Raw genomic sequence first — 19,193 nt, 5'->3', positions numbered from 1 at the left:
GGAGATAAACAGAGGATAACGGGAACGGGGCGGGCACCTTCGTGCGTGAAATATCTTTCAGGTTAAATCGTGATCCATTGGTGTGCGAAACGCGTGACGTGCAGCAACCATTAACTGACTGGCGGTTACCGTGGCGGGCAATCGCATTAAAATTTTACTCGCCTGCCAGTAACATAAGACCATGACCTCATCCTCCTCTTTTTCTGCCAGTTCATGCAATCGGGCGCGGAGTGACAACACATTGATACTCTGCTGCTCGTCCAGCATGTCTGAGATCGTCTGGTTAATGACGCGATGCAGAGTTTTCCAGGTGAGATCGGTATGCAAAATTAACCTCTTTTAACGCTTATCGGCTCGGGGCAGGCGATCAGCAGGAAAGTCGCAGAGATGGCTTCATCATGCAGATAGCAAACTCTGCGGGTAACTATAGCGCTCTTCAGTTCAGCTGACGATAAAGAGTCAGATAATGAGAATGCTATTGCCTTTAATTCTAGCGATCAATGGACCTGCCTGTCTCCTGTTACGCGCCAGTCAGTGATTGATTGCTGATTTTTGTAACAATTGCGGCTGATTCTCAACTGGCTGAAATAAAGAGGATTTGCCAGAGTATATGTCTTACCTTCCTGTTTATCTTTTAGGAGTGACCGATGTATCAGCATGCTGATGTCCTGGTGTGGGGCCATGGCCCCGAAGTGTTTGAAGTTTTCCTGGAACCTACCTGTCCTTTTTCGGTGCGTGCATTCAATAAATTAGACGCATTACTGGCGCACGCAGGTGAAGATAAAATCACCGTGAAGATCCGGCTGCAATCTCAGCCATGGCATCTTTATTCCGGGCTGATTGTCCGCTATATCCTTGCCGCCGCCTGCGAAAGTAAAGACGCAGCGAAGAAGGTGATGCAGGCGGTGGCCGATCATCGTGAAGAGTTCGAATTCACCGACCACTGCACCGGCCCGAATCGCGATACCACGCCAAACCAGATTCTGGACCGTCTTAAAGCGTACAGTGGCGTAGATGCCAGCGCCGCGTTTGATCAGCCTGACCTGCAGAACGCGATTAAATGGCACTGCAAGTATGCTCGTCAGAATGGTATCCACGTTTCCCCGACCTTTATGGTCAATGGTCTGGTACAACCTGAAATCAGCAGTGGTGACGACATCGAACATTGGTCGAGCTTTCTGATGCGTTAGTTTTACGTGCGCGGCCGCCGTTGCCGCGCCAGGCTTTAAACCACCGCTAAGAGAGCCAGTACGCCATCTCTTTCAATGTCCTGATAATTATGCCTGTTTTCCCGTAAGCAGGCCGGGTAAGCTGTACGGCTATTAGCAGCGTTTGAGCCGTTGCTACATCCTCTAAACGGCGCCGCTGGCCTGCAGTTATGCTGGTCAGGCGCTTATTTCACTAAGGATTTGCAGATGACAATGACGCTTGAACAGATACAGGACAAATATCCGGGTGCATTTACAGATGCATTTGGTGATTCTCCGGAATTAGCCAGCGAGCTTGCAACGCTGATTATTGCCGGAAAGAAGGTGGCTACCTGCGGTTCATTGCGGAGCTGGCAGGAGCAGGATGCCATGCCTCAGCCGGGCGGTTACAGCATTGTTCTGAACGGCGAAAAGCAGCCGGTGTGTGTTATCCGCACGACCGGACTTTTCCTGACGCGCTTTGACCGCGTGACGCCAGAGATGGCGATGCTGGAGGGTGAAGGCGATCTCAGCCTCGACTACTGGCGACAGGAACATCAGCGCTACTTCGAACGTGAAGGCTATTTCCACAGCGAAATGGAGCTGATCTTCGAGACGTTCCAGCTGGTCGAGGTGATTTAAACCCGCCTCCTACAGCGTATTCGCTGCCATCAGCGCCAGCCGCGTAACGCCCCGCGCGGCAAGGTTATCCGCCGCCTGGGCGGCGCGCATGCCACTGGCGCACACCAGCACCACGCGCTGATCGGATGGCGGCTGCCAGGCTGCTATCTGCTGCGGCAGAATCCGTAACACCCTATCAGCCACACTTTCAGACGCCTCCTCCAGACTACGCAACTCCACAACGCAGTCATCATCCCTGAGCATCAGACGATCGATAAAAGGCGTGCCAGGCGTGTCCGGCTCAGGTGCATCATCGAAGCGAAACTGCCTGATGTGCCAGTCCACAAAGTCACACTGGATCATGCAGCCAAGCGGCGATGGCATCAGCCTGAGTAATACACTCAGTGCCATCTGTGCCTGCATTGCACCCAGCGTCGCCACCGCAGGTCCCATTACGCCAGCGGTATTGCAGTTACCCGAGGCTGTGGGCAACTGCGGGAACACTGCGCGATAGCCGGGCGCACCGCCGCAGAATCCGCCGACATACCCTTTACGCCCCAGCACCGAGGCGCAGATCAGCGGCAGGTCGCGCGGATAGCAGGCGTCAGAAAGCTGATAAGTAATGGCGAAGTTATCCGCCGCATCCACCACCAGATCGATTCCCTCCAGCGCCTGCGGTAGCTGACTGGCGCTCAGCAGGTGTGAATGCGCCTCGACAAGGCAGTCAGGATTTCGCTGCGCCAGCGCACGCTGCGCACAGCGTGCTTTAGGCTCGCCCACATCGCCGACACCAAACAACGTCTGCCGGTGAAGATTGTGCAGTTCAACACGATCGCCATCGTAAAGACGAATAAATCCCACGCCCGCACCTGCCAGTAACGGCAGCAGGGTGGCGCTGAGGCCGCCCGCGCCCACCACCAGCACGCTTGCCCTGGCCAGCCGCTGCTGCCCCGCTTCGCCAATTTCAGGCAACATGGTCTGTCGCTGATAACGCGCCATTGTCTCTCCTCAGAACTCTGCCAGACCAAAAATGGGCGTAGAGGCAGAGGCCATATCACGCTGCTCCATCAGGCCCGCCTGGAATCCCTGATGTCCGCCATAAATCGCAGCAGCAAACGCACCGGCCATCCGCACCGGATCGCCTGCTTTTGCCACCGCTGTGTTGAGCAGCACACCGTCGAAACCCATCTCCATAGCCTGCGCCGCCTGACCGGGTGAGCCGATACCTGCGTCGATAATCAGCGGCACATCTTTAAACCACGCACGCATCGTGCGCAGCCCTTCGATATTGCGCAGCCCCTGACCGGAGCCAATTGGCGCGCCCCAGGGCATCAGCACTTCGCAACCCGCTTCCAGCAATTTTTCACCGACAATCAGATCTTCGGTGGTATAGGGAAAAACCTGGAAACCGTCAGCACAGAGGATGCGCGCGGCTTCAACCAGTGCAAAAGGATCGGGTTGCAGCGTGTCAGCATGGCCGATCACTTCCAGTTTGATCCATGGCGTGTCGAACAGTTCACGCGCCATTTGCGCCGTTGTCACGGCTTCTTTTACCGTGTGGCAACCGGCTGTATTCGGCAGAATGCGCTTGTTGAGCTGTTGCAGTAGCGTGCGGAAGGCACCCCCTTCGCTGCCCTCCCGTCGAAGGCTGACAGTAATGATTTCTGCACCTGAGGCGTCGATCGCCTGCTGCAGAATGTCGGGAGACGGATAGCCAGCAGTACCCAGAAGAAAGCGGGATTGCGGCGCAAATTGATAGAACATCATTAACCTCCCTGCATCGGTGACAGGATTTCCAGCTGATTACCCGCCTCAAGTTGCTGGCTGGCATACCGGCTTCGCGGCACAAACTCACCGTTCAGCGCGGCGGCGACGGAGCGCGGGTCGATCTGCTGCTCCTGCAGCAGTTCCGCCAGCGTGCCTGCATCGGTTTCAATCGTGCGTCCATTAAGTTGAACTCGCATGAGTCATCTCCTGAGTCAGTTGCAGCATGAGGTTTTCAGCCATGATCGGCGCCAGCAAAAAGCCATGGCGATACAGCCCATTGAGCGAAAAACGGCCATTCTCAAAACGAACCTCCGGCAGGTTCTGTGGATAGGCAGGGCGCAGGCCGGTGCCGCTCTCCACAATCCGCGCTTCAGCCAGCGCCGGATGCAGACTGTAAGCGGCGCTTAGCAACTCCATCATGGCTCTGGCGCTAATCGGACTGCTGTCGTGACTTTCGACCATGGTGGCACCCAGCATGAAGTGCCCTTCTGCTCGGGGCACCAGATAGCAGGGAAAGCGAGGATGCAGCAGCCGGACAGGACGGGAGAGCTGAACGTCATGCGTCTGGAGGATCAGCATTTCACCCCGTACGGCGCGCAGCGCGGGCTGCTGATCCGCGGCGTGAATGCCACGGCAGTCAATGATGGTGCCGGTGGGTTCACCACTGTGTAAGGGCACGCCAGCCTGTTGTAATTTGTCACGCAGTTGCTGCAACGCCAGGCGGGGATCGAGATGCGCCTCCGCCGCAAAATACAGACCACGGGTAAAGCGATTTTCCAGCGCCGGTTCGATATCACCCGGTACGACCCACTCATGTTTTTCCGTCATGCTGGCGAAGCGCGTCAATTCGCGGCTATCACGCGGCGGCGCAACCACCAGCGTACCCTGCTGTTCCACGCCATCAACACGTTGCGACCACCAGCCTGCAGCGTGCTGGCCCCAATCGATCACCTGCTGAGGCGCGCTTTCCGCTTCGCACCAGGGCGCGAGCATGCCACCCGCCCAGTGTGAGGCGGCACGACAGTCAGGCTGCGTAATGATTTCGACGGTTTCGCCCCGCTCCATCAGCAGTGTGGCGACGCACAGCCCGGCCACGCCACTGCCAAGCACCGACCAGCGGCTCATGATGTCCACCGGCGAGGAAGAGAGAGATTCTGGATGAGATATTTCACTTTGGCCTCGTTATACGTTAACGAAGACCCGTGATACGGAGGGAAAAGGCAGAGGCGTCGTGCATGCGCCCCTGCGGCAAGTATCTGATGCGATACCCGTCTTCCTACGCCAGTATCAACTGGGTCAGGTTCTAAGGGTCGCTAAGCCGCGCGATGCGCTATTAGCCTCTCAGTCTCTCTGGCGAGACTCCCCTGACGGGTTTAGTTGTAAGTGAAGCGGGCAGCTTCGTCAAGCGCGCACAGGATGGCTGCTAAGAATTTTAGGGGACAGGCAAGGTTTTGCGCCAGAGTCAAATGCAATGCGTTAGCAGTAGGCAATGAGAGGGTGTTTAAACTGCAGTCGCCTTACAGCGCCTGCAGTGATTGTGTCAGCACGTCGGTGATTTCACGAATACGCGGTTCAGCACGACGATAATAGGTCCATTTGCCCACTTTGCTGGCTTCGACCAGCCCGGCACTGTGAAGTGCTTTCAGGCATAACGACGTGGCGGGCTGTGATAAGCCCGCCTTGTCCTGTATGAGGCTGGCACAGACGCCATACTGATCGAAGGGATAGAGCTGGGTATAGCCCGCAAACGCTTCTTCAGGATGCTTAAGCCACTTCAGCACTGCCACTCGGGTTGGATTGGACAGTAACTTCAGGGCATTTTCGGGGGACATGCCGCCTCACAGAGTATCAGGATTGAAAAACAGGATAGTCAGTATAACCCTTCTCCGTGCCGCCATACAGAGAGGCGTGGTCGACCTCATTCAGCGGATGACCTGATTTAATGCGTGCAGGCAAATCAGGATTAGCGATAAATGAACGACCAAAACCAAACAGATCGCCCCAGCCTTTTTCCAGTACATGCTGCGCTTTTTCAGCCGTGTAACGACCGGAATAGATGATCGGAGAGCGGAATGTTTCCCGCAGCGCAACGCGGAAACTTTCAGGCATGTCCGGGCTATTATCCCAGTCCGCTTCGGCAATGGAGAGATAACCGACTTCAAGTTCATTCAACAGTTTAGCGGCACGGATGTAGGTGGCATGGGGATCGCTTTCAACCAGACCGAGATAAACGCGCTCTTCGTCAGTACTCGAAAACAGAGGGGCAAACCGGACGCCCACGCGATGGCTGCCAAAGACCGAGCTGACGGCCTCAACGACTTCACGCAGGAAGCGCAGACGATTCTCCGCTGAGCCACCATATTCATCCGTACGCAGATTAGTATGCTCTGAAATAAACTGGTTAATCAGATAGCCGTTAGCGGAATGCAGTTCCACGCCGTCGAAACCGGCTGCTTTGGCGTTCTCCGCTGCCTGTCGGTAAAGCGCAACGATCTCTTTAACTTCCTCTGTGGTCAGTGCCCGTGGCTCGCTGGGTGCGGTCAGTATCCCCGCGCCTGGCCCGGTTTCAATAAATACCCGGACGTTATCGGCTGCGATGGCTGAAGGCGCTACCGGTGGCTGTTTACCTGGCTGAAGTTCATTGTGTGACACGCGGCCAACATGCCAGAGCTGGCAGAAAATGGTGGCACCTTCCTGATGTACCGCCTCTGTAACCTTTTTCCAGCCCGCGATTTGCGCGTCGCTATGGATCCCCGGCGTCCATGCATAGCCCTGCCCGCGAGGCTCAATCTGGGTGCCTTCAGTGACCATCAGTCCCGCACCGGCACGCTGACGGTAGTATTCCACCATCATATCGCCGGGAATATTGCCCGGCTGTTCACTGCGGCAACGCGTCAGCGGCGGCAGGACAATGCGGTTTCGAAGTTTGAGATCGTCCAGGTTCAGGGGGGTAAAAAGTGACGGCATAACAAAAAGTCCTCTGATGTGTGAAGAGGCGCCATTATATTTACACATTTAAATTTGTAAATGTGTAATCTGTGCTTTTTGTTCCCGGACCTTTACCGTTGGTGGCGTTTTTACACGCTTTTTACCCGTTGAATCTCATCATTGCGGTATGCGGATGGCTATCAGAGCTGTACTCATTTATCTTTTTCCTGACAGAATAATCCCGGAAAATATTGTGACCACATTACTTTCTTTAGACGCGCTCGGACCGCGCATTTGTATTATGGGCCCGTCGAACAGCGGAAAATCGACTTTAGCGGACGCTATTTCCCACAAAACAGCATTACCTGCCATTCATCTGGATCAACTTCACCATCTTCCGGGAAGCCAATGGATTCCCAGAGCACCAGCTGAATTTCTCCGCTTGCACGCTGCCGCGGTGAGTCAGGAAAAATGGGTAATGGATGGAAATTACACAAAATGTATTGAAGAACGTCTCGCGCGCGCCACCGGATTCATTCTTCTGGATGTAAAAGTGCCAGTGGCGCTGTTTCGGTATATTCGCAGATGCTACTCATTCACGCCGCGAGTTGGCGGTCTCGGAATACGCAAAGAGCATATAACCCTGAATATGCTGAAATATATTATCCTTACTGCCCCAAAGAACAGAAAGCGCCATAAGAAACTTTATGACGATGTCAGGCTCCCTAAACTTCTGCTGCATTCTTCAACTGATGTGAATGCCTGTCTGGAATTTTGGGGCTTAACGTTTACGAATAACTGACCATGGCTGCTGTTATTAATCCAGTAACGTTAAGCTCGCCAATAGCGCATTCAGCGACTCAACAGGCCCGGCATGATTTGTCTCTGAACGGGTTGTGTCCCAGGGCATCGCGTCATCGGTACAGTAATCTCCGATGCACTGCATATCGGCAGGTTCATTGAGTAAACCCACCGGGATCCAGATATAGGGCCTGTCACGCAGCGCGTTAGGTACGGTCGAACCACAGCTGGAACAAAAATCGTTGCGATAACCGGTCGGTTTACGCCAGGAAGCGATCTGGCTTTCACCGGATAGCCAGCTAAAGTCTGTCTCATTCACCAGCGTTGCAAGATTGTAGCCGGTTCCGCTTTGCTTTCTGCAGAGTGAACAGTGGCACCGATAAAAGTGCCTGGGTGTAATCGATAGTTCAAAAGTCACGGTTCCGCAGAGACATGCGCCTTGCATTTTTTTGCCTTGTAAGTGGGGATTCTGAAATTACCCGATCATTTCAGGTTTTAAGCCAGAAGCAAAATTCTATCACTCATCATTAAAGGTCACGAGTTGCGGCTGAATATCAGTTTTAACCCTGCCAGACCAAAGCAGCAGGCTAACAGCGCATCGAGTCCTCGACGAATCCGACGGTAAAAGGCGCTCATGACGGCAGTTGAGAACAGCAGAGCATATCCGCCGAAGACAAACATGCAAATGGCCGCACAGCCGCAGATAATAATCGGTAGCGTTGACGCCATCCCATCCGGTTTCAGTGCAAATGACATAATGGCTACCCAGGTGAGAATCGCTTTGGGATTGCCGATATGCATCAGTATTCCCTGCCGGAAAAGCCTGCCATAGGCAACACGTTCATCACTGGCGGTAAAGTCACTGGTTTCCGTGCGGCGTAATGCTGATTTGCCCGCTTTAAACGCCAGCCAGAGCAGATACAATCCACCGCCGATTTTTAACGCAATCAGTAACTGGGCGAAGGTTGCCAGCACGGTCAGCACACCGCAGGCGGCCAGCAGCGCCCAGATCATTGAACCACTCACGACCCCCGCCGCCAGCGCCAGTGCGGCACCTCTGCCCTTTTTCATTGCCGTGCCCATAATGGCCATATTGCTCGGCCCGGGACTGGCCGTGGCGACAAGATAGGTGGTGAATATCAGGACTAACTCGTGTGAAAGCGCCATCATTGCCTCGGTGATGCGTGGTTATTCGTCTGTTATATCGGCTGGTGTATGAATTTACAATTCATTCACACGATGTCGTTCAGCCTCCAAAGGATGTCCGCCATCACATGCGCGCGTTAACTTTCAGGCAGTGATAGTCATGGATGTTTGCGGTCATCCAGACGCAACTGCATAAATGTCAGATCCAGCCAGCGCCCGAATTTATTGCCGACTTCTTTCATGGTGCCCGCCTCCGTGAAGCCCAGCTTTTTATGCAGTGTGATTGACGCTACATTTTCCGATTCAATGCCCGCCACCATCACGTGCTTTTTGCTCTTACAGGCAAGCTGAATTAACGTCCGCATCAGGGCATCACCTATGCCTTGTCCCCGCGCGTGATTATGAACGTAAACAGAATGTTCAACGGTGTGGCGATATCCATCCCAGGGCCGCCAGTCACCGAATGAGGCATATCCCAGCACGCTTTCATCGTTGTCCGTTGACTATCACAGGAAAACCCGCCTGCTGACGACTGTGTATCCATGCGATGCGGTTCGCGACATCTACCCTGCTTTCATTCCAGATAGCCGTGGTGTTAAGCACCGCATCGTTATAAATCTCAGCAATCACATCAGCATCACTTTCAATAGCCGCACGAATAATCATGGTAGACACCCCTTTGCCCATTCACTAAAGTAGATGAATTGTACACAATGATAGCTATCCATTATGTTAGATGAAATGTCCAGCAAAGAAGATAGCCTGAATATCCGGATCGGATTAAAGGTTAAAGAGGAAAGAGAAAAGCGCGGCTGGTCACTGACTGACCTGGCAGGTCACTCCGGTGTATCACGGGCGATGATCCACAAAATTGAGCGTGGAGAGAGCAGCCCGACGGCAGTGCTGTTAGCGCGGCTTTCGGGCTCTTTTGACATGAGCATCTCGCAGCTTCTGGCCCAGACCGAAGTTCAGACAGGAACGCTGGTCAGGCACGAAAATCAGCCGGTATGGCAGGATCCTGAAACCGGCTATTTGCGTCGGCACGTTTCACCGGGTGAGATGCCGGTCGATCTGGTCAGTGTCGAACTGCCGGCCAATACCGCTGTGCCGATGCCCGCTATCTCGTATATTTCGAGACGTCAGCTTATATGGGTACTGGAAGGGTCATTGACCTTCGAAGCCGGCTCCAGCACGTATGAAATGGCGTCTGGCGACTGTCTGGAACTGGGCGATCCAGCTGATTGTGTCTTCAGAAATAGCACCAGCAAGGCGTGTCGATACGCTGTGATCGTCCTGCGGCCAGTCTGATCCGTTTATTGGCAGATATCCATGCTTGATGATGTATTTACACCGCGCTGTATCTGAACGGATTATCGCTGTTTAGCCGTGGTTATTTAACGATTATTCCCGGCATAGATATCAGGCCGCGTAATCGTCCAGATATAGTTCTCCCGGTTAGCCTTTTGGTCTGATTTTTTCTTGTCGGTACTGATCAGATAATGGTTATGGCGCCACTCAAATATTGTATTCATCTTCGATCCTTTTACCTGATGATTGACTGACAATATCAGCTTTAACAACAGATATAACATGACGATATGAGTAAGGGATAAGGTAAGAAGATATTTTAACGATGAGGCTGGCGGGAAAAGAGAAGGTGCAGAAGATAGGTAGTAGCGTAATTTTAATGCTGACACGTATCCCTGTGCAAACCCACTCCCAGCACAGGGAATACTACTCAGTCCGGCTTTTGGTTTCTCACTAGCGAATCGCCAGCCGGACTGAGCCTGCTCAGGAAAAGTTTATTTTCCCAGAATCTCTCTGCGGACAATCTCTGCGCCGGCACTCAACGCATGCAGTTTGCCATTGGCCACCTGACGCGGCAGCGGGATCATGCCGCAGTTGGTAGAAGGATAGAGATTTTCAGCATCCACAAACTGCAGCGCCTTGCGCAGCGTGTTTGCCACTGCTTCAGGTGTCTCAATTTCATGGGTTGCCACGTCGATAGCACCGACCATGACTTTTTTACCGCGAATCAGCTCGATCAGGTCCATCGGAACGCGCGAGTTCTGACACTCCAGTGAAACGATATCGATAGCCGAACGCTGAAGTTTTGGGAATACCTCTTCATACTGACGCCACTCTGTACCCAGCGTTTTCTTCCAGTCGGTATTCGCCTTAATGCCGTAGCCATAACAGATATGAACGGCGGTTTCGCACTTCAGACCTTCGATGGCACGCTCTAACGCAGCAATACCCCAGTCATTCACCTCATCGAAGAAGACGTTAAACGCAGGCTCATCAAACTGAATGATATCCACGCCTGCTGCTTCTAACTCTTTGGCTTCCTGACTCAGGATTTTTGCGAATTCCCAGGCCAGCTTTTCACGACTTTTGTAGTGATTGTCATACAGGGTATCGATCATCGTCATCGGCCCCGGCAACGCCCACTTGATAGGACGATCGGTCAGTTTGCGCAGGATTTTCGCATCTTCGACAAACACAGGCTTCTGACGTGAGACTTCACCCACCACGGTCGGGACGCTCGCGTCGTAACGATTACGGATGCGGACCACTTCGCGCTTTTCAAAATCCACACCGCTGAGGTGCTCAATAAACGTCGTCACGAAGTGCTGACGGGTCTGTTCGCCATCACTGACGATATCAATACCGGCACGAACCTGATCGTCCAGACACAGACGCAGCGCATCTCTTTTGCCGTCAACTAACTCATCATCCTGCAATTTCCAGGGTGACCAGAGCACCTCTGGCTGCGCAATCCATGAAGGTTTAGGCAGGCTGCCCGCGGTGGATGTCGGTAATAAGGTTTTCATAGCAGGTGACCTTCTGGTTTTAATTAATCAAAGAACGAATTCAGCAGACCATTGTGCGAGAAGTGTCTGATTAGGCTTGATGAAATGCGCCTCAGTAAACCTGCCCTGCTCGACGGCCAGTCGGCTGCGCTCTTCGCGATCGTAAACAATGCGGGTTAATGAATAATCCTGATGCTGCAGCGTGGGCTGATAGCACTGTCCGGCTGCAGAATTGGCGTTATAAATTTCCGGGCGATAGATTTTCTGGAACGTTTCCATCGTACTGATGGTGCTGATCAGCTCAAGATTGGTGTAATCGCTGAGCAGGTCGCCATGGAAGTAGAAGGCCAGCGGCGCAACACTGCCCTGCGGCATGAAGAAGCGCACTTTCAGACCCATTTTTCCGAAGTAAACGTCAGTCAGGGAAGGCGCATCCTGCTGATATTCGATGCCCAGTACCGGATGATGGTTACCGGTGCGCACGTAGGTGTTTTTGCTCGACACGCTCAGGCAGATAACCGGCGATTTACTGAAGCTCTCTTTATAGGCCGCTGAGTTGACAAAGCTTTTAAAAATATTGCCGTGCAGCTGACCAAAATCATCCGGCAGACTGAACTCTGACTGGCCTTTATTGTGCTCTGCAAGCACGACACTGAAATCATAATCACGCACATAGGATGAGAAGTTATTGCCGACAATCCCTTCAATGCGCTGACCGGTTTGATGATCCACGATGTGCGTTTTAAGAATTTCAATCGCCGGGAACAGCTCGTCGGAACTTTCCGGGCGAAGATTCAGCTCAGCAGAAATAATCTCAAGTTCAACAGAATAGCGATCGCTTTTAGGATTGTCCCAGTGCGCCAGCGCGTTAAAACGATTGTCGATCATCGCCAGGGCGTTGTGCAGATTTTCCTGACGTTTTTCGCCGCGCGCTAAATTAGCGAAGTTAGTCGTCGCCCGCGTATTTTTCGAAGGATTATAGTTTTCGTCGAAACGAATGCGCTTGAGGGTAAAGGCTAAATTGTTCATCGCTATCGGGTATCCTGGTCGCTGAGATGAATGGTTGTTTTAAGGGTTTATCCAGCGTTGCTATCCCTTTACAAGCATTCATATGACTCAAAGTTATTAACAATTCTTACTTTATGCCTCAACGCCGGGTTGAAAAAAAGTGATTAAATTTCAACGAACATGAAGGAAATTCATGTTGAGGTGGGGAAGTGGGGATTTTTTCATGACAAGAGCGAGGCTTTTAACGCCGGTAGGTTAAATCCGTGTATAAAAGCCTCGCTGCAGGCGGGTTAAGCTGACCGCTAAATTTTATAAAAGTTATCGCACATCACTTTGTGCGCGCCTGATTTAATCGAAAGCCTGCTGGCCACCTCTTTCATCAGTTTACCCAATCCTCCGTCACACGTTGTCTGCGTCAGGCGTGATGCGGGCCCGGTCAGTGCCAGCGCCGCAATCAGTTTGTCACCTTCGCCAAACACCGGTACTGAGAACGCCGCGATATGCGGATCGCGTATACCTGACGTGAACAGGGGAAGCATAGGCGCAGTGTCAAACAGAGGTTCATTCAGACCCCAGTAGCGAAGCACCTGTCCGATAGCAGAATTATCCAGCGGCAGAAAGGTGCCCGGCAGACGCGTTTCGCGTAATCCTTCCGACGGCTCGGCTCTGAAAAGGCAGAGTCGTTGCTCATTTTCCATCACATACCATGAGGCACTTTCGCCCGTCGCGGTCGCCAGTGCATGCAGTTCAGGCTGAACAATACTCGCCAGATGGAAGGACTGCTCATAGAGCTTGCCCAGATAAAGCAGTCTGGGCCCCAGAGTGTAAACGCCATTGTCGCGGCGAATCACATAGTTCATGCGCTCAAGTGAGTTCATCAGGCGATAAACCGTCGTTTTATGGTAGCCCGACAGCTGCGCCAGGGCGGTAAGCGTCAGCGACTCCTCGCCAGGTTTGAAACAATCCAGCAGCGCCAGCGCTTTTTCTACGGCAATTACGCCTTCATTCCCCATCGGTACGTCCTCCTGTGTGCGACGGCAGGCAGTTTACCGCGCAATTTGTGATTCACATCGTATTTACATCACAAATGAACGCTTAACACTGGTGCGATCGGAATTAACATAGATATAGTTGTTTTATATTGTACAACATGATTGTACCTGGTAAAACAAACGAGGAATGATTTATGCCTAATGCAGAGAATACCTTTATCAATCGCGACATCATCCGTGTCGCGCCAGAGCTCGTAAAACAGGCTGCGCAGTATCAGGCAGCGATACTCGCTGATGTTGCCGGACGACGTGGAACGCTGCATGGTCGCGTTAAACCTGTCTCCCCGACGATGAAAGTCGCCGGACCGGCAATTACCGTTGAAGTCAGGCCAGGCGATAACCTCGCCATTCACGCCGCACTGGCAATTGCTCAGCCAGGTGATGTGATTGTTGTCGATGGCAAAGGCGATATCAGCTGTGCCTTAATCGGGGAAATTATGTCCACTCAGGCTGAAGCGTCTGGTATCGCCGGAATCATTATTGATGGTGCGGTGCGTGATGCCGATTCACTGAGCGCAAACGGATTCCCGGTTTTCTCTGCAGGCTTGAATCCCTGCGGCCCGACTAAATCTGTTGCGGGACGCGTTAACTTCCCTGTTTCTGTGGCGGGCGCAGCCATTCAGCCAGGCGATCTTGTCATTGGTGATATTGATGGCGTGGTGGTTCTGCCGCGTGAAGCCGTTCCGGTGCTGCTCGAACTGGCACAGAAAAAACTGGATTTTGAGACCGGCCGCATTGCAGCCATTCGTGATGGCGACCTGCGCGCACCCTGGTTAGAGAAATCGCTTCAAATCGCAGGCATGCTGCACGAGGGGGAGACACTGTGATGACAACATCATCTTCCGTCATTCTGGTGACCGGCAACGATCTGGCACCGCAGGCGCTGAATCTGCTGACTGAATTCCGCATCGTTTATGCTGGCAAGCAACCTGACGAAGACACGCTATTCCAGCTCTGCCAGCAGCACAACCCGGTGGGGATTATCGTCCGCTACGGTAAAATCAACGCCCGCATCATGGACGCCGCACCTGCCCTGCGGGTGGTTTCCAAACATGGCAGCGGTATTGACGTTATTGATCAAAAAGCAGCGGCAGAACGCCATATCAGTGTCCAGTCCGCGCCGGGTGCCAACGCAGCGGCCGTGGCCGAGCATACCTGGGCGCTGATTCTGGCCTGCGCCAAATCGGTGATAACGCTGGATCAGCGTATGCGTCAGGGATACTGGGATAAATCCACCCATAAGTCCATTGAGCTGGAAGGCAGAACACTGGGACTGGTGGGGCTGGGCGCAATTGGTGGTCGCGTTGCCCGCATTGGCCGGGCTTTTGGCATGAAGGTTCTCGCCTATGATCCTTTTGCCAAAACCTTCCCTGATGAGTGTGAGTCCTCCTCACTTGACGATTTGCTGCAACAGTCTGACGTCATTTCGCTGCACTGCCCGCTCACCGAACAGACGCGCCAGATGATTAACGCAGAGAAACTGGCGTTGTTTAAAAAAGGCGCCATTCTGGTGAACACCGCACGCGGCGGACTCATTGATGATGACGCGCTGAGCGCGGCGCTGAAGAATGGCACCGTGGCCTGGGCCGCACTGGACAGTTTCCACTCAGAACCCCTCACGGCACCACATATCTGGCAGAATGTTGAGAACGTAATTCTGTCGCCACACATCGGCGGCGTCAGTGATAACTCTTACGTGAAGATGGGCACTGTTGCAGCACGTAACATTCTGGATGTTCTGGCGGTAACGCTTAAGGAAGGAAGTCCAGCAGCGTAATTCTGAGTGTCAAAGATTAGACATGACTCACTCAGTGCTGTATCTCATCCTGAAGGCACTCATTAGATTCAGCTAAAAGGACGATAAGGATGATTTCTAAGGAAAACGCAGAGCACTATGTATGGGGTGAAGAATGCGACGGCTGGTATCTGTTAAATCGCCAGGACATGCTGGTGATTCATGAAAAGATGCCGCCAGGCACGTCTGAAAAACGCCACTGGCACGCCGTCTCAAGACAATTTTTCTTTGTACTCAGTGGTGTTCTTACCATGGAGTCAGAGGGTGAGAAACATGACATCAAGGCTCAGCAAGGACTCGAAATCCCGCCGGGAGCAAAGCATCAGGCCAGAAATGACAGCGGGTTTCCTGTGGAATTTCTTGTGATTTCGCATCCATCAACCCGTGGCGATCGTGCTGACCTCCCTGAAAACGGCTGACAACTCATGAAAGCGTGCTACCGATTATCTTCTCTTCAGGTCAGCGTTGTGAGGATCTGATTAACCTTCAGTAGCCAGTGTTCTCAGGGAGTCACCCTGCAGAGAATAACTCACGATACTGTCGTTGATCTTTCCGCCGAGTGACTGATAAAAACGGTTTGCACGATGGTTGGATTTTTCTGCGTTCCAGCTCAGGCTGAGACACGCCTGCTTAAGGGCAAGTTGCGCCATAAACTGCATGAGTGATTTACCAATCCCTTTGCCTCTCTCATGTTGAGAGACGAAAAGTTCTTTGATGTGAAACTCACCGCTATACCGGGGAGAAGGATAAAGAATAGTGCAGCAGGCCAGCCCAACGATGTGGGTACCACAGCGCGCCCTGATGACCTGTGTGCCAGAGAGTGTGCTGAACAGTTGAGTATGAAGATAGTTTTTCAACAGTGACTCATGAATAATTCCTTTACCGTAATAGTATTCTTCCATTTCAGTAAAAATGTTCACCATTGATTCCCATTCCTCTGGAGGACACAGTTCTGCAATTACTTCCACACCTATTCCTTTTTAACAATTAAACATCCCGGTCATGGGAAGGTGTCTTTATTAAGCCGTACACCCTTCCTGTAAACCTGATCAATGAGAATACATCCGCGATATGCAGAGACGTTCATTCCACCCGAGGAATCACGTTACTGACCCATTTAATTTTATCACGGCATGAGGGTGTTATTGACAGCATAAATCCTGCACTTCACATTCGCGGTATGCTCATACATCTGACAGTTGCTAAGCGCCCTCGCAGCAGCATCTTTCGTTGTGCGCGCCCGGTAAGACACCCCCCAAACACCTCTGACATCGGTAGCAAATGCTTTTTCATAAAGCTGTGCAGATTCATATTTTCTGAATGCTAAGGTTCCTGAGGCGCTATTGAGAGTCTGCGGCAGAGGCAGTCTTTCAATGCGTGTCGCCACTATCGCCTTGTATGCCAACCGCTGTTTCTGAAGAAATTCAGCGACAGGATGCCACCAGAAATCTTCAGGTGCGGATTCTATAAAAGTATGACCGTTAGTATCATAAGGTGGCATCACGATAAAGCTGGCGAGACCACCTGCTGAAGTATAAGAATGGAAAAAAGAGATGCCGGTGAAAGGCGGGAATAATGTGTCGTTTTGCGAATAGAGCCAAAGCGAAGGAATGCGCGAAGTGGCGCCCATGGAAGCAAAGCTTTTAAGTAACCCGGCTCTGTCACACAACGACCCACCCTTTCCGGCACCCCGCCCGCCGTCAAAGTTGATGATTGCCTGAACCCCTTTTGGCTGGCGGGCCCCCGTAGCCAGGACGCCAAAACCCCCCGCTGACATCCCGGCGAGAATGGCTGAATGATGGGATGCCCAGGGCTCATGCCTGATAGCGTTGAGCGCTCCCAGCAGGTCGTCAGCATCCCGTTTTCCGGCAAGATCATGCCGCGGCTCAACACAGGTACTGCCGGTATATTCAGCACCGCCGCTTGAATACCCGTAACCTTCACGCATAACGACCACCGCCGCATAGCCGTGCCGGGCGAATGCCAGTGCCATTCCTGACATCCAGTTCGGGTTCATTTCCAGCCGATCGAACTCAGCCGTCTCCGCCGTGCCGTGGGTGATAAGGGCAACAGGCCAGCGTTTATCTCCGGCGGGTCGCGTCACGAAAGCTTCCAGGAGTGCTGGCTTACCCTCTGGTAAAGTCACAGGTAGCATGAGTGGCTCTCTGACAAGACCGTTAATCTGCTGGTTTTCTTCAGCGTTAACCGCGTTCGCATTGGGTATGGAAACTGCCAGCCCTAACGTCAATATAACTATAAGCCCGCATGCTGAATGATTCAGAGAGGATGTAAACACGTTTAGCGGCTCCGTATATCCATTTTAATTGGATAAACTAGCCTGAGATTGTTTAAGTCAGTAGAGATGAGGAAAGGAATTTTCTTGTCAGATTGTTACTGATCTCTTTCTGGACGAGGATGAGTGTCAGATCGTTTTGTCGTCGTTTCAGCGCAGGTTCATGTGCACTTCTCTCAGACTTTTTAAAACCCGCCAGAAGGATGTGCAGCAGTATTCTGTTGCTGGTTTCATCATGCACTTTAGCGTTGAGGCTATCAGGCAGTTCTCACTGGTTGAGGTGTCTGCAGCAAGCGGCGCGTTAGTTACGAGGATAAAAAGCCGGGCGGTGTGACCAGCAGACATTTTGATTAATGTCTGCTGGCCTGGTGAGATTATTTGCCGACTGGCGAAGCGTTATTCTCAACGTTAATCGCCGACTCTTTTTTACGGCCCATGACCAGCACAGCGATACCTCCAGCACCGCAGAGGATAGCCAGTGGTACCATGGCAAGAGTATGACTGCCGGTCGCCTGATTAATAATGCCGTAAACGTTAACCATCAGTCCTCCCCCAATCAGATTGGCCACCGCGCCGATTGCAGCAAGGCCCGCAGCAGCGGTAGTGGATGACATCCACCCCGATGCCAGTGCCCAGAAAGGCCCTTTCATCGAATACGCGCCGATCAGAACCAGCGACAGGATGACAACGCTGCCGGTCAGACTATTGGTGATGAAGGCGGACAGCAAACCACCCGCAATCAGAAACAGCGTTAACGCGGTGTGCCAGCGACGCTCGCCGCTGCGGTCAGAACTTCTGCCCCAGACAATCATAAGAACCGATGCCAGACCATATGGAATTGCATTGATCAAACCGGTGGTCAGGTTATCCAGACCAAACGATTTAAGCAGTTGCGGAGACCAGACGCTTAGCGTTGAGCCTGCCGCAGACGCACCTGCATAGATCAGCGCCATTACCCAGATATGTTTGTGACGCAGCAATTGCCAGAGAGAGATGTGACCAATGGCTTTCTTCTTCGCATTTTCAGCTTCAAGGGTGCTGTTCAGCCACGCTTTTTGTTCCTCATTTAACCAGCTGGCACTGGTGGGACGATTGCTTAATACGAAGAAGGCCGCAATCCCCAGAATCACCGCAGGAATGCCTTCCAGGATGAATAGCCAGTGCCAGCCACGCATGCCCAGCCAGCCATCCAGTGACAGAATCAGACCAGAAATTGGCGATCCAACAAAATTCGCTGCAGGAATAGCCACCATGAAAGTCGCAATCACGCGGGCACGGTACTTACCGGGGATCCAGTATGTCAGATACAGAATCACGCCCGGGAAAAATCCTGCCTCCGCGGCCCCCAGTAAAAAGCGCAGTACATAGAGGGTATTGGCGCTCTCTACAAAGGCGGTACAAACCGAGATGATGCCCCAGGACACCATGATGCGGGAGATCCAGATTTTTGCGCCTATTTTCTGCATGGCGAGGTTGCTGGGAACCTCGAACAGGAAGTAACCGACGAAAAACAGACTGCTCGCAAAACCAAATACCGCTTTCGACAGTCCTAAATCTTCGTTCATCTGTAACGAAGCCATACCAATGTTGCCGCGATCGATAATGGCAATCAGATAACAAATAATCAGGAAGGGCAAAATGCGCCAGACCACCTTCTTAACGGTCTGCTGCTCAATATCGGCAGAGAAAGTCGTGATGTGCTGTTTTTCAGACATGATGATCCTCACAATTTTTTCATCACTTAACGCGCTAAGCGCAAAGCGCCTTGTTGTACCCAGTACA

General features: G+C 52.5%; 23 protein-coding genes, 1 pseudogene and 1 riboswitch. Of the genes and pseudogenes, 7 read left to right on the top strand and 17 right to left on the bottom strand.

What is annotated here, in order from left to right:
* Positions 1–57 precede the first annotated feature (57 nt).
* Positions 58–327 (bottom strand): hypothetical protein, encoded by a 270-nt coding sequence (locus tag NP77_RS19655; RefSeq protein ID WP_003851569.1) that lies wholly within the window; start codon positions 325–327, stop codon positions 58–60.
* Positions 328–647: 320 nt separating this feature from the next.
* Between NP77_RS19655 and NP77_RS19650 the strand changes: the two genes are divergently transcribed.
* Entirely contained in the window at positions 648–1,190 is a 543-nt protein-coding gene (locus NP77_RS19650; RefSeq protein ID WP_008924751.1) for a thioredoxin domain-containing protein, read from the top strand.
* Between the two features lie 225 nt (positions 1,191–1,415).
* Positions 1,416–1,829 (top strand): ASCH domain-containing protein, encoded by a 414-nt coding sequence (locus tag NP77_RS19645; RefSeq protein ID WP_039661373.1) that lies wholly within the window; start codon positions 1,416–1,418, stop codon positions 1,827–1,829.
* Positions 1,830–1,838: 9 nt separating this feature from the next.
* On the opposite strand, the gene NP77_RS19640 is transcribed toward NP77_RS19645, so the two are convergent.
* The 6 genes from NP77_RS19640 to NP77_RS19615 form a co-directional block, all read right to left on the bottom strand.
* Positions 1,839–2,807 carry a HesA/MoeB/ThiF family protein gene (locus NP77_RS19640; protein ID WP_039661372.1) on the bottom strand — a complete coding sequence of 323 codons (969 nt, stop codon included), beginning with the start codon at positions 2,805–2,807 and terminating at the stop codon, positions 1,839–1,841.
* Positions 2,808–2,816: 9 nt separating this feature from the next.
* A complete protein-coding gene (locus NP77_RS19635; protein WP_003851577.1) occupies positions 2,817–3,572 on the bottom strand; it encodes a thiazole synthase in 756 nt (251 codons plus the stop codon).
* A 2-nt stretch (positions 3,573–3,574) separates the two neighbouring features.
* Positions 3,575–3,772, bottom strand: a complete 198-nt coding sequence (gene thiS / locus NP77_RS19630; protein ID WP_003851578.1) for a sulfur carrier protein ThiS — start codon at positions 3,770–3,772, stop codon at positions 3,575–3,577.
* Positions 3,756–4,700: an FAD-dependent oxidoreductase gene (locus NP77_RS19625; protein ID WP_039661371.1), complete on the bottom strand. Its 945-nt coding sequence runs from the start codon at positions 4,698–4,700 to the stop codon at positions 3,756–3,758. The genes thiS and NP77_RS19625 overlap by 17 nt, the downstream gene beginning before the upstream one ends.
* A gap of 131 nt (positions 4,701–4,831) precedes the next feature.
* Positions 4,832–4,951, bottom strand: a riboswitch (TPP riboswitch).
* Positions 4,952–5,092: 141 nt separating this feature from the next.
* Positions 5,093–5,407 carry a helix-turn-helix transcriptional regulator gene (locus NP77_RS19620; protein ID WP_008924754.1) on the bottom strand — a complete coding sequence of 105 codons (315 nt, stop codon included), beginning with the start codon at positions 5,405–5,407 and terminating at the stop codon, positions 5,093–5,095.
* A 16-nt stretch (positions 5,408–5,423) separates the two neighbouring features.
* Positions 5,424–6,542 carry an alkene reductase gene (locus tag NP77_RS19615; protein ID WP_039661370.1) on the bottom strand — a complete coding sequence of 373 codons (1,119 nt, stop codon included), beginning with the start codon at positions 6,540–6,542 and terminating at the stop codon, positions 5,424–5,426.
* A gap of 214 nt (positions 6,543–6,756) precedes the next feature.
* Here NP77_RS19615 and NP77_RS23555 point away from each other — a divergent pair, with 214 nt between their 5' ends.
* A complete protein-coding gene (locus NP77_RS23555; RefSeq protein ID WP_039661812.1) occupies positions 6,757–7,305 on the top strand; it encodes an ATPase AAA in 549 nt (182 codons plus the stop codon).
* Between the two features lie 15 nt (positions 7,306–7,320).
* Here NP77_RS23555 and NP77_RS19605 read toward each other — a convergent pair whose 3' ends face one another.
* From NP77_RS19605 to NP77_RS19595, 3 genes and pseudogenes are all read right to left on the bottom strand, one after another.
* On the bottom strand, positions 7,321–7,749 hold the full coding sequence (locus tag NP77_RS19605) for a GFA family protein (RefSeq protein ID WP_039661369.1): 429 nt from the start codon (positions 7,747–7,749) through the stop codon (positions 7,321–7,323).
* 89 nt (positions 7,750–7,838) lie between these two features.
* Positions 7,839–8,471 carry a LysE family translocator gene (locus tag NP77_RS19600; RefSeq protein WP_039661368.1) on the bottom strand — a complete coding sequence of 211 codons (633 nt, stop codon included), beginning with the start codon at positions 8,469–8,471 and terminating at the stop codon, positions 7,839–7,841.
* Positions 8,472–8,608: 137 nt separating this feature from the next.
* Positions 8,609–9,116: pseudogene (locus NP77_RS19595) on the bottom strand (N-acetyltransferase family protein).
* Positions 9,117–9,179: 63 nt separating this feature from the next.
* On the opposite strand from NP77_RS19595, the gene NP77_RS19590 reads away from it, so the two are divergent.
* Positions 9,180–9,758 carry an XRE family transcriptional regulator gene (locus NP77_RS19590; RefSeq protein WP_039661367.1) on the top strand — a complete coding sequence of 193 codons (579 nt, stop codon included), beginning with the start codon at positions 9,180–9,182 and terminating at the stop codon, positions 9,756–9,758.
* An 86-nt stretch (positions 9,759–9,844) separates the two neighbouring features.
* Here NP77_RS19590 and NP77_RS23740 read toward each other — a convergent pair whose 3' ends face one another.
* The 4 genes from NP77_RS23740 to NP77_RS19575 form a co-directional block, all read right to left on the bottom strand.
* Positions 9,845–9,982: a hypothetical protein gene (locus NP77_RS23740; protein WP_197066375.1), complete on the bottom strand. Its 138-nt coding sequence runs from the start codon at positions 9,980–9,982 to the stop codon at positions 9,845–9,847.
* A gap of 270 nt (positions 9,983–10,252) precedes the next feature.
* Positions 10,253–11,284 (bottom strand): methionine synthase, encoded by a 1,032-nt coding sequence (locus NP77_RS19585; protein WP_039661366.1) that lies wholly within the window; start codon positions 11,282–11,284, stop codon positions 10,253–10,255.
* 27 nt (positions 11,285–11,311) lie between these two features.
* Positions 11,312–12,292 carry a DUF1852 domain-containing protein gene (locus NP77_RS19580; protein WP_003851596.1) on the bottom strand — a complete coding sequence of 327 codons (981 nt, stop codon included), beginning with the start codon at positions 12,290–12,292 and terminating at the stop codon, positions 11,312–11,314.
* A gap of 281 nt (positions 12,293–12,573) precedes the next feature.
* Complete coding sequence (locus tag NP77_RS19575; protein WP_008924761.1) at positions 12,574–13,284, bottom strand: IclR family transcriptional regulator; 711 nt, start codon at positions 13,282–13,284, stop codon at positions 12,574–12,576.
* Positions 13,285–13,457: 173 nt separating this feature from the next.
* Between NP77_RS19575 and NP77_RS19570 the strand changes: the two genes are divergently transcribed.
* From NP77_RS19570 to NP77_RS19560, 3 genes are all read left to right on the top strand, one after another.
* On the top strand, positions 13,458–14,150 hold the full coding sequence (locus NP77_RS19570; RefSeq protein WP_008924762.1) for an RraA family protein: 693 nt from the start codon (positions 13,458–13,460) through the stop codon (positions 14,148–14,150).
* Positions 14,150–15,100, top strand: coding sequence for a hydroxyacid dehydrogenase (locus NP77_RS19565; RefSeq protein WP_008924763.1), 951 nt, complete (start codon positions 14,150–14,152; stop codon positions 15,098–15,100). The genes NP77_RS19570 and NP77_RS19565 overlap by 1 nt, the downstream gene beginning before the upstream one ends.
* An 89-nt stretch (positions 15,101–15,189) precedes the next feature.
* A complete protein-coding gene (locus NP77_RS19560; RefSeq protein WP_039661365.1) occupies positions 15,190–15,537 on the top strand; it encodes a cupin domain-containing protein in 348 nt (115 codons plus the stop codon).
* 60 nt (positions 15,538–15,597) lie between these two features.
* Here the strand turns inward: NP77_RS19560 and NP77_RS19555 are convergent, their stop codons facing one another.
* From NP77_RS19555 to NP77_RS19545, 3 genes are all read right to left on the bottom strand, one after another.
* The gene (locus NP77_RS19555) at positions 15,598–16,041 is read right to left on the bottom strand and encodes a GNAT family N-acetyltransferase (protein ID WP_003851605.1); all 444 of its coding nucleotides are present in this window, start codon (positions 16,039–16,041) and stop codon (positions 15,598–15,600) included.
* Between the two features lie 203 nt (positions 16,042–16,244).
* Positions 16,245–17,414 carry a S9 family peptidase gene (locus NP77_RS19550; protein WP_039661364.1) on the bottom strand — a complete coding sequence of 390 codons (1,170 nt, stop codon included), beginning with the start codon at positions 17,412–17,414 and terminating at the stop codon, positions 16,245–16,247.
* Positions 17,415–17,785: 371 nt separating this feature from the next.
* Entirely contained in the window at positions 17,786–19,126 is a 1,341-nt protein-coding gene (locus tag NP77_RS19545) for an MFS transporter (protein WP_003851611.1), read from the bottom strand.
* Positions 19,127–19,193: the final 67 nt, after the last annotated feature.

This window comes from Pantoea sp. MBLJ3, assembly GCF_000816655.1.
Classification (GTDB): domain Bacteria; phylum Pseudomonadota; class Gammaproteobacteria; order Enterobacterales; family Enterobacteriaceae; genus Pantoea; species Pantoea eucalypti.
The sequence above is the reverse complement of the archived record's forward strand: the minus strand, read 5'-3'. Positions and strand labels throughout refer to the sequence as shown.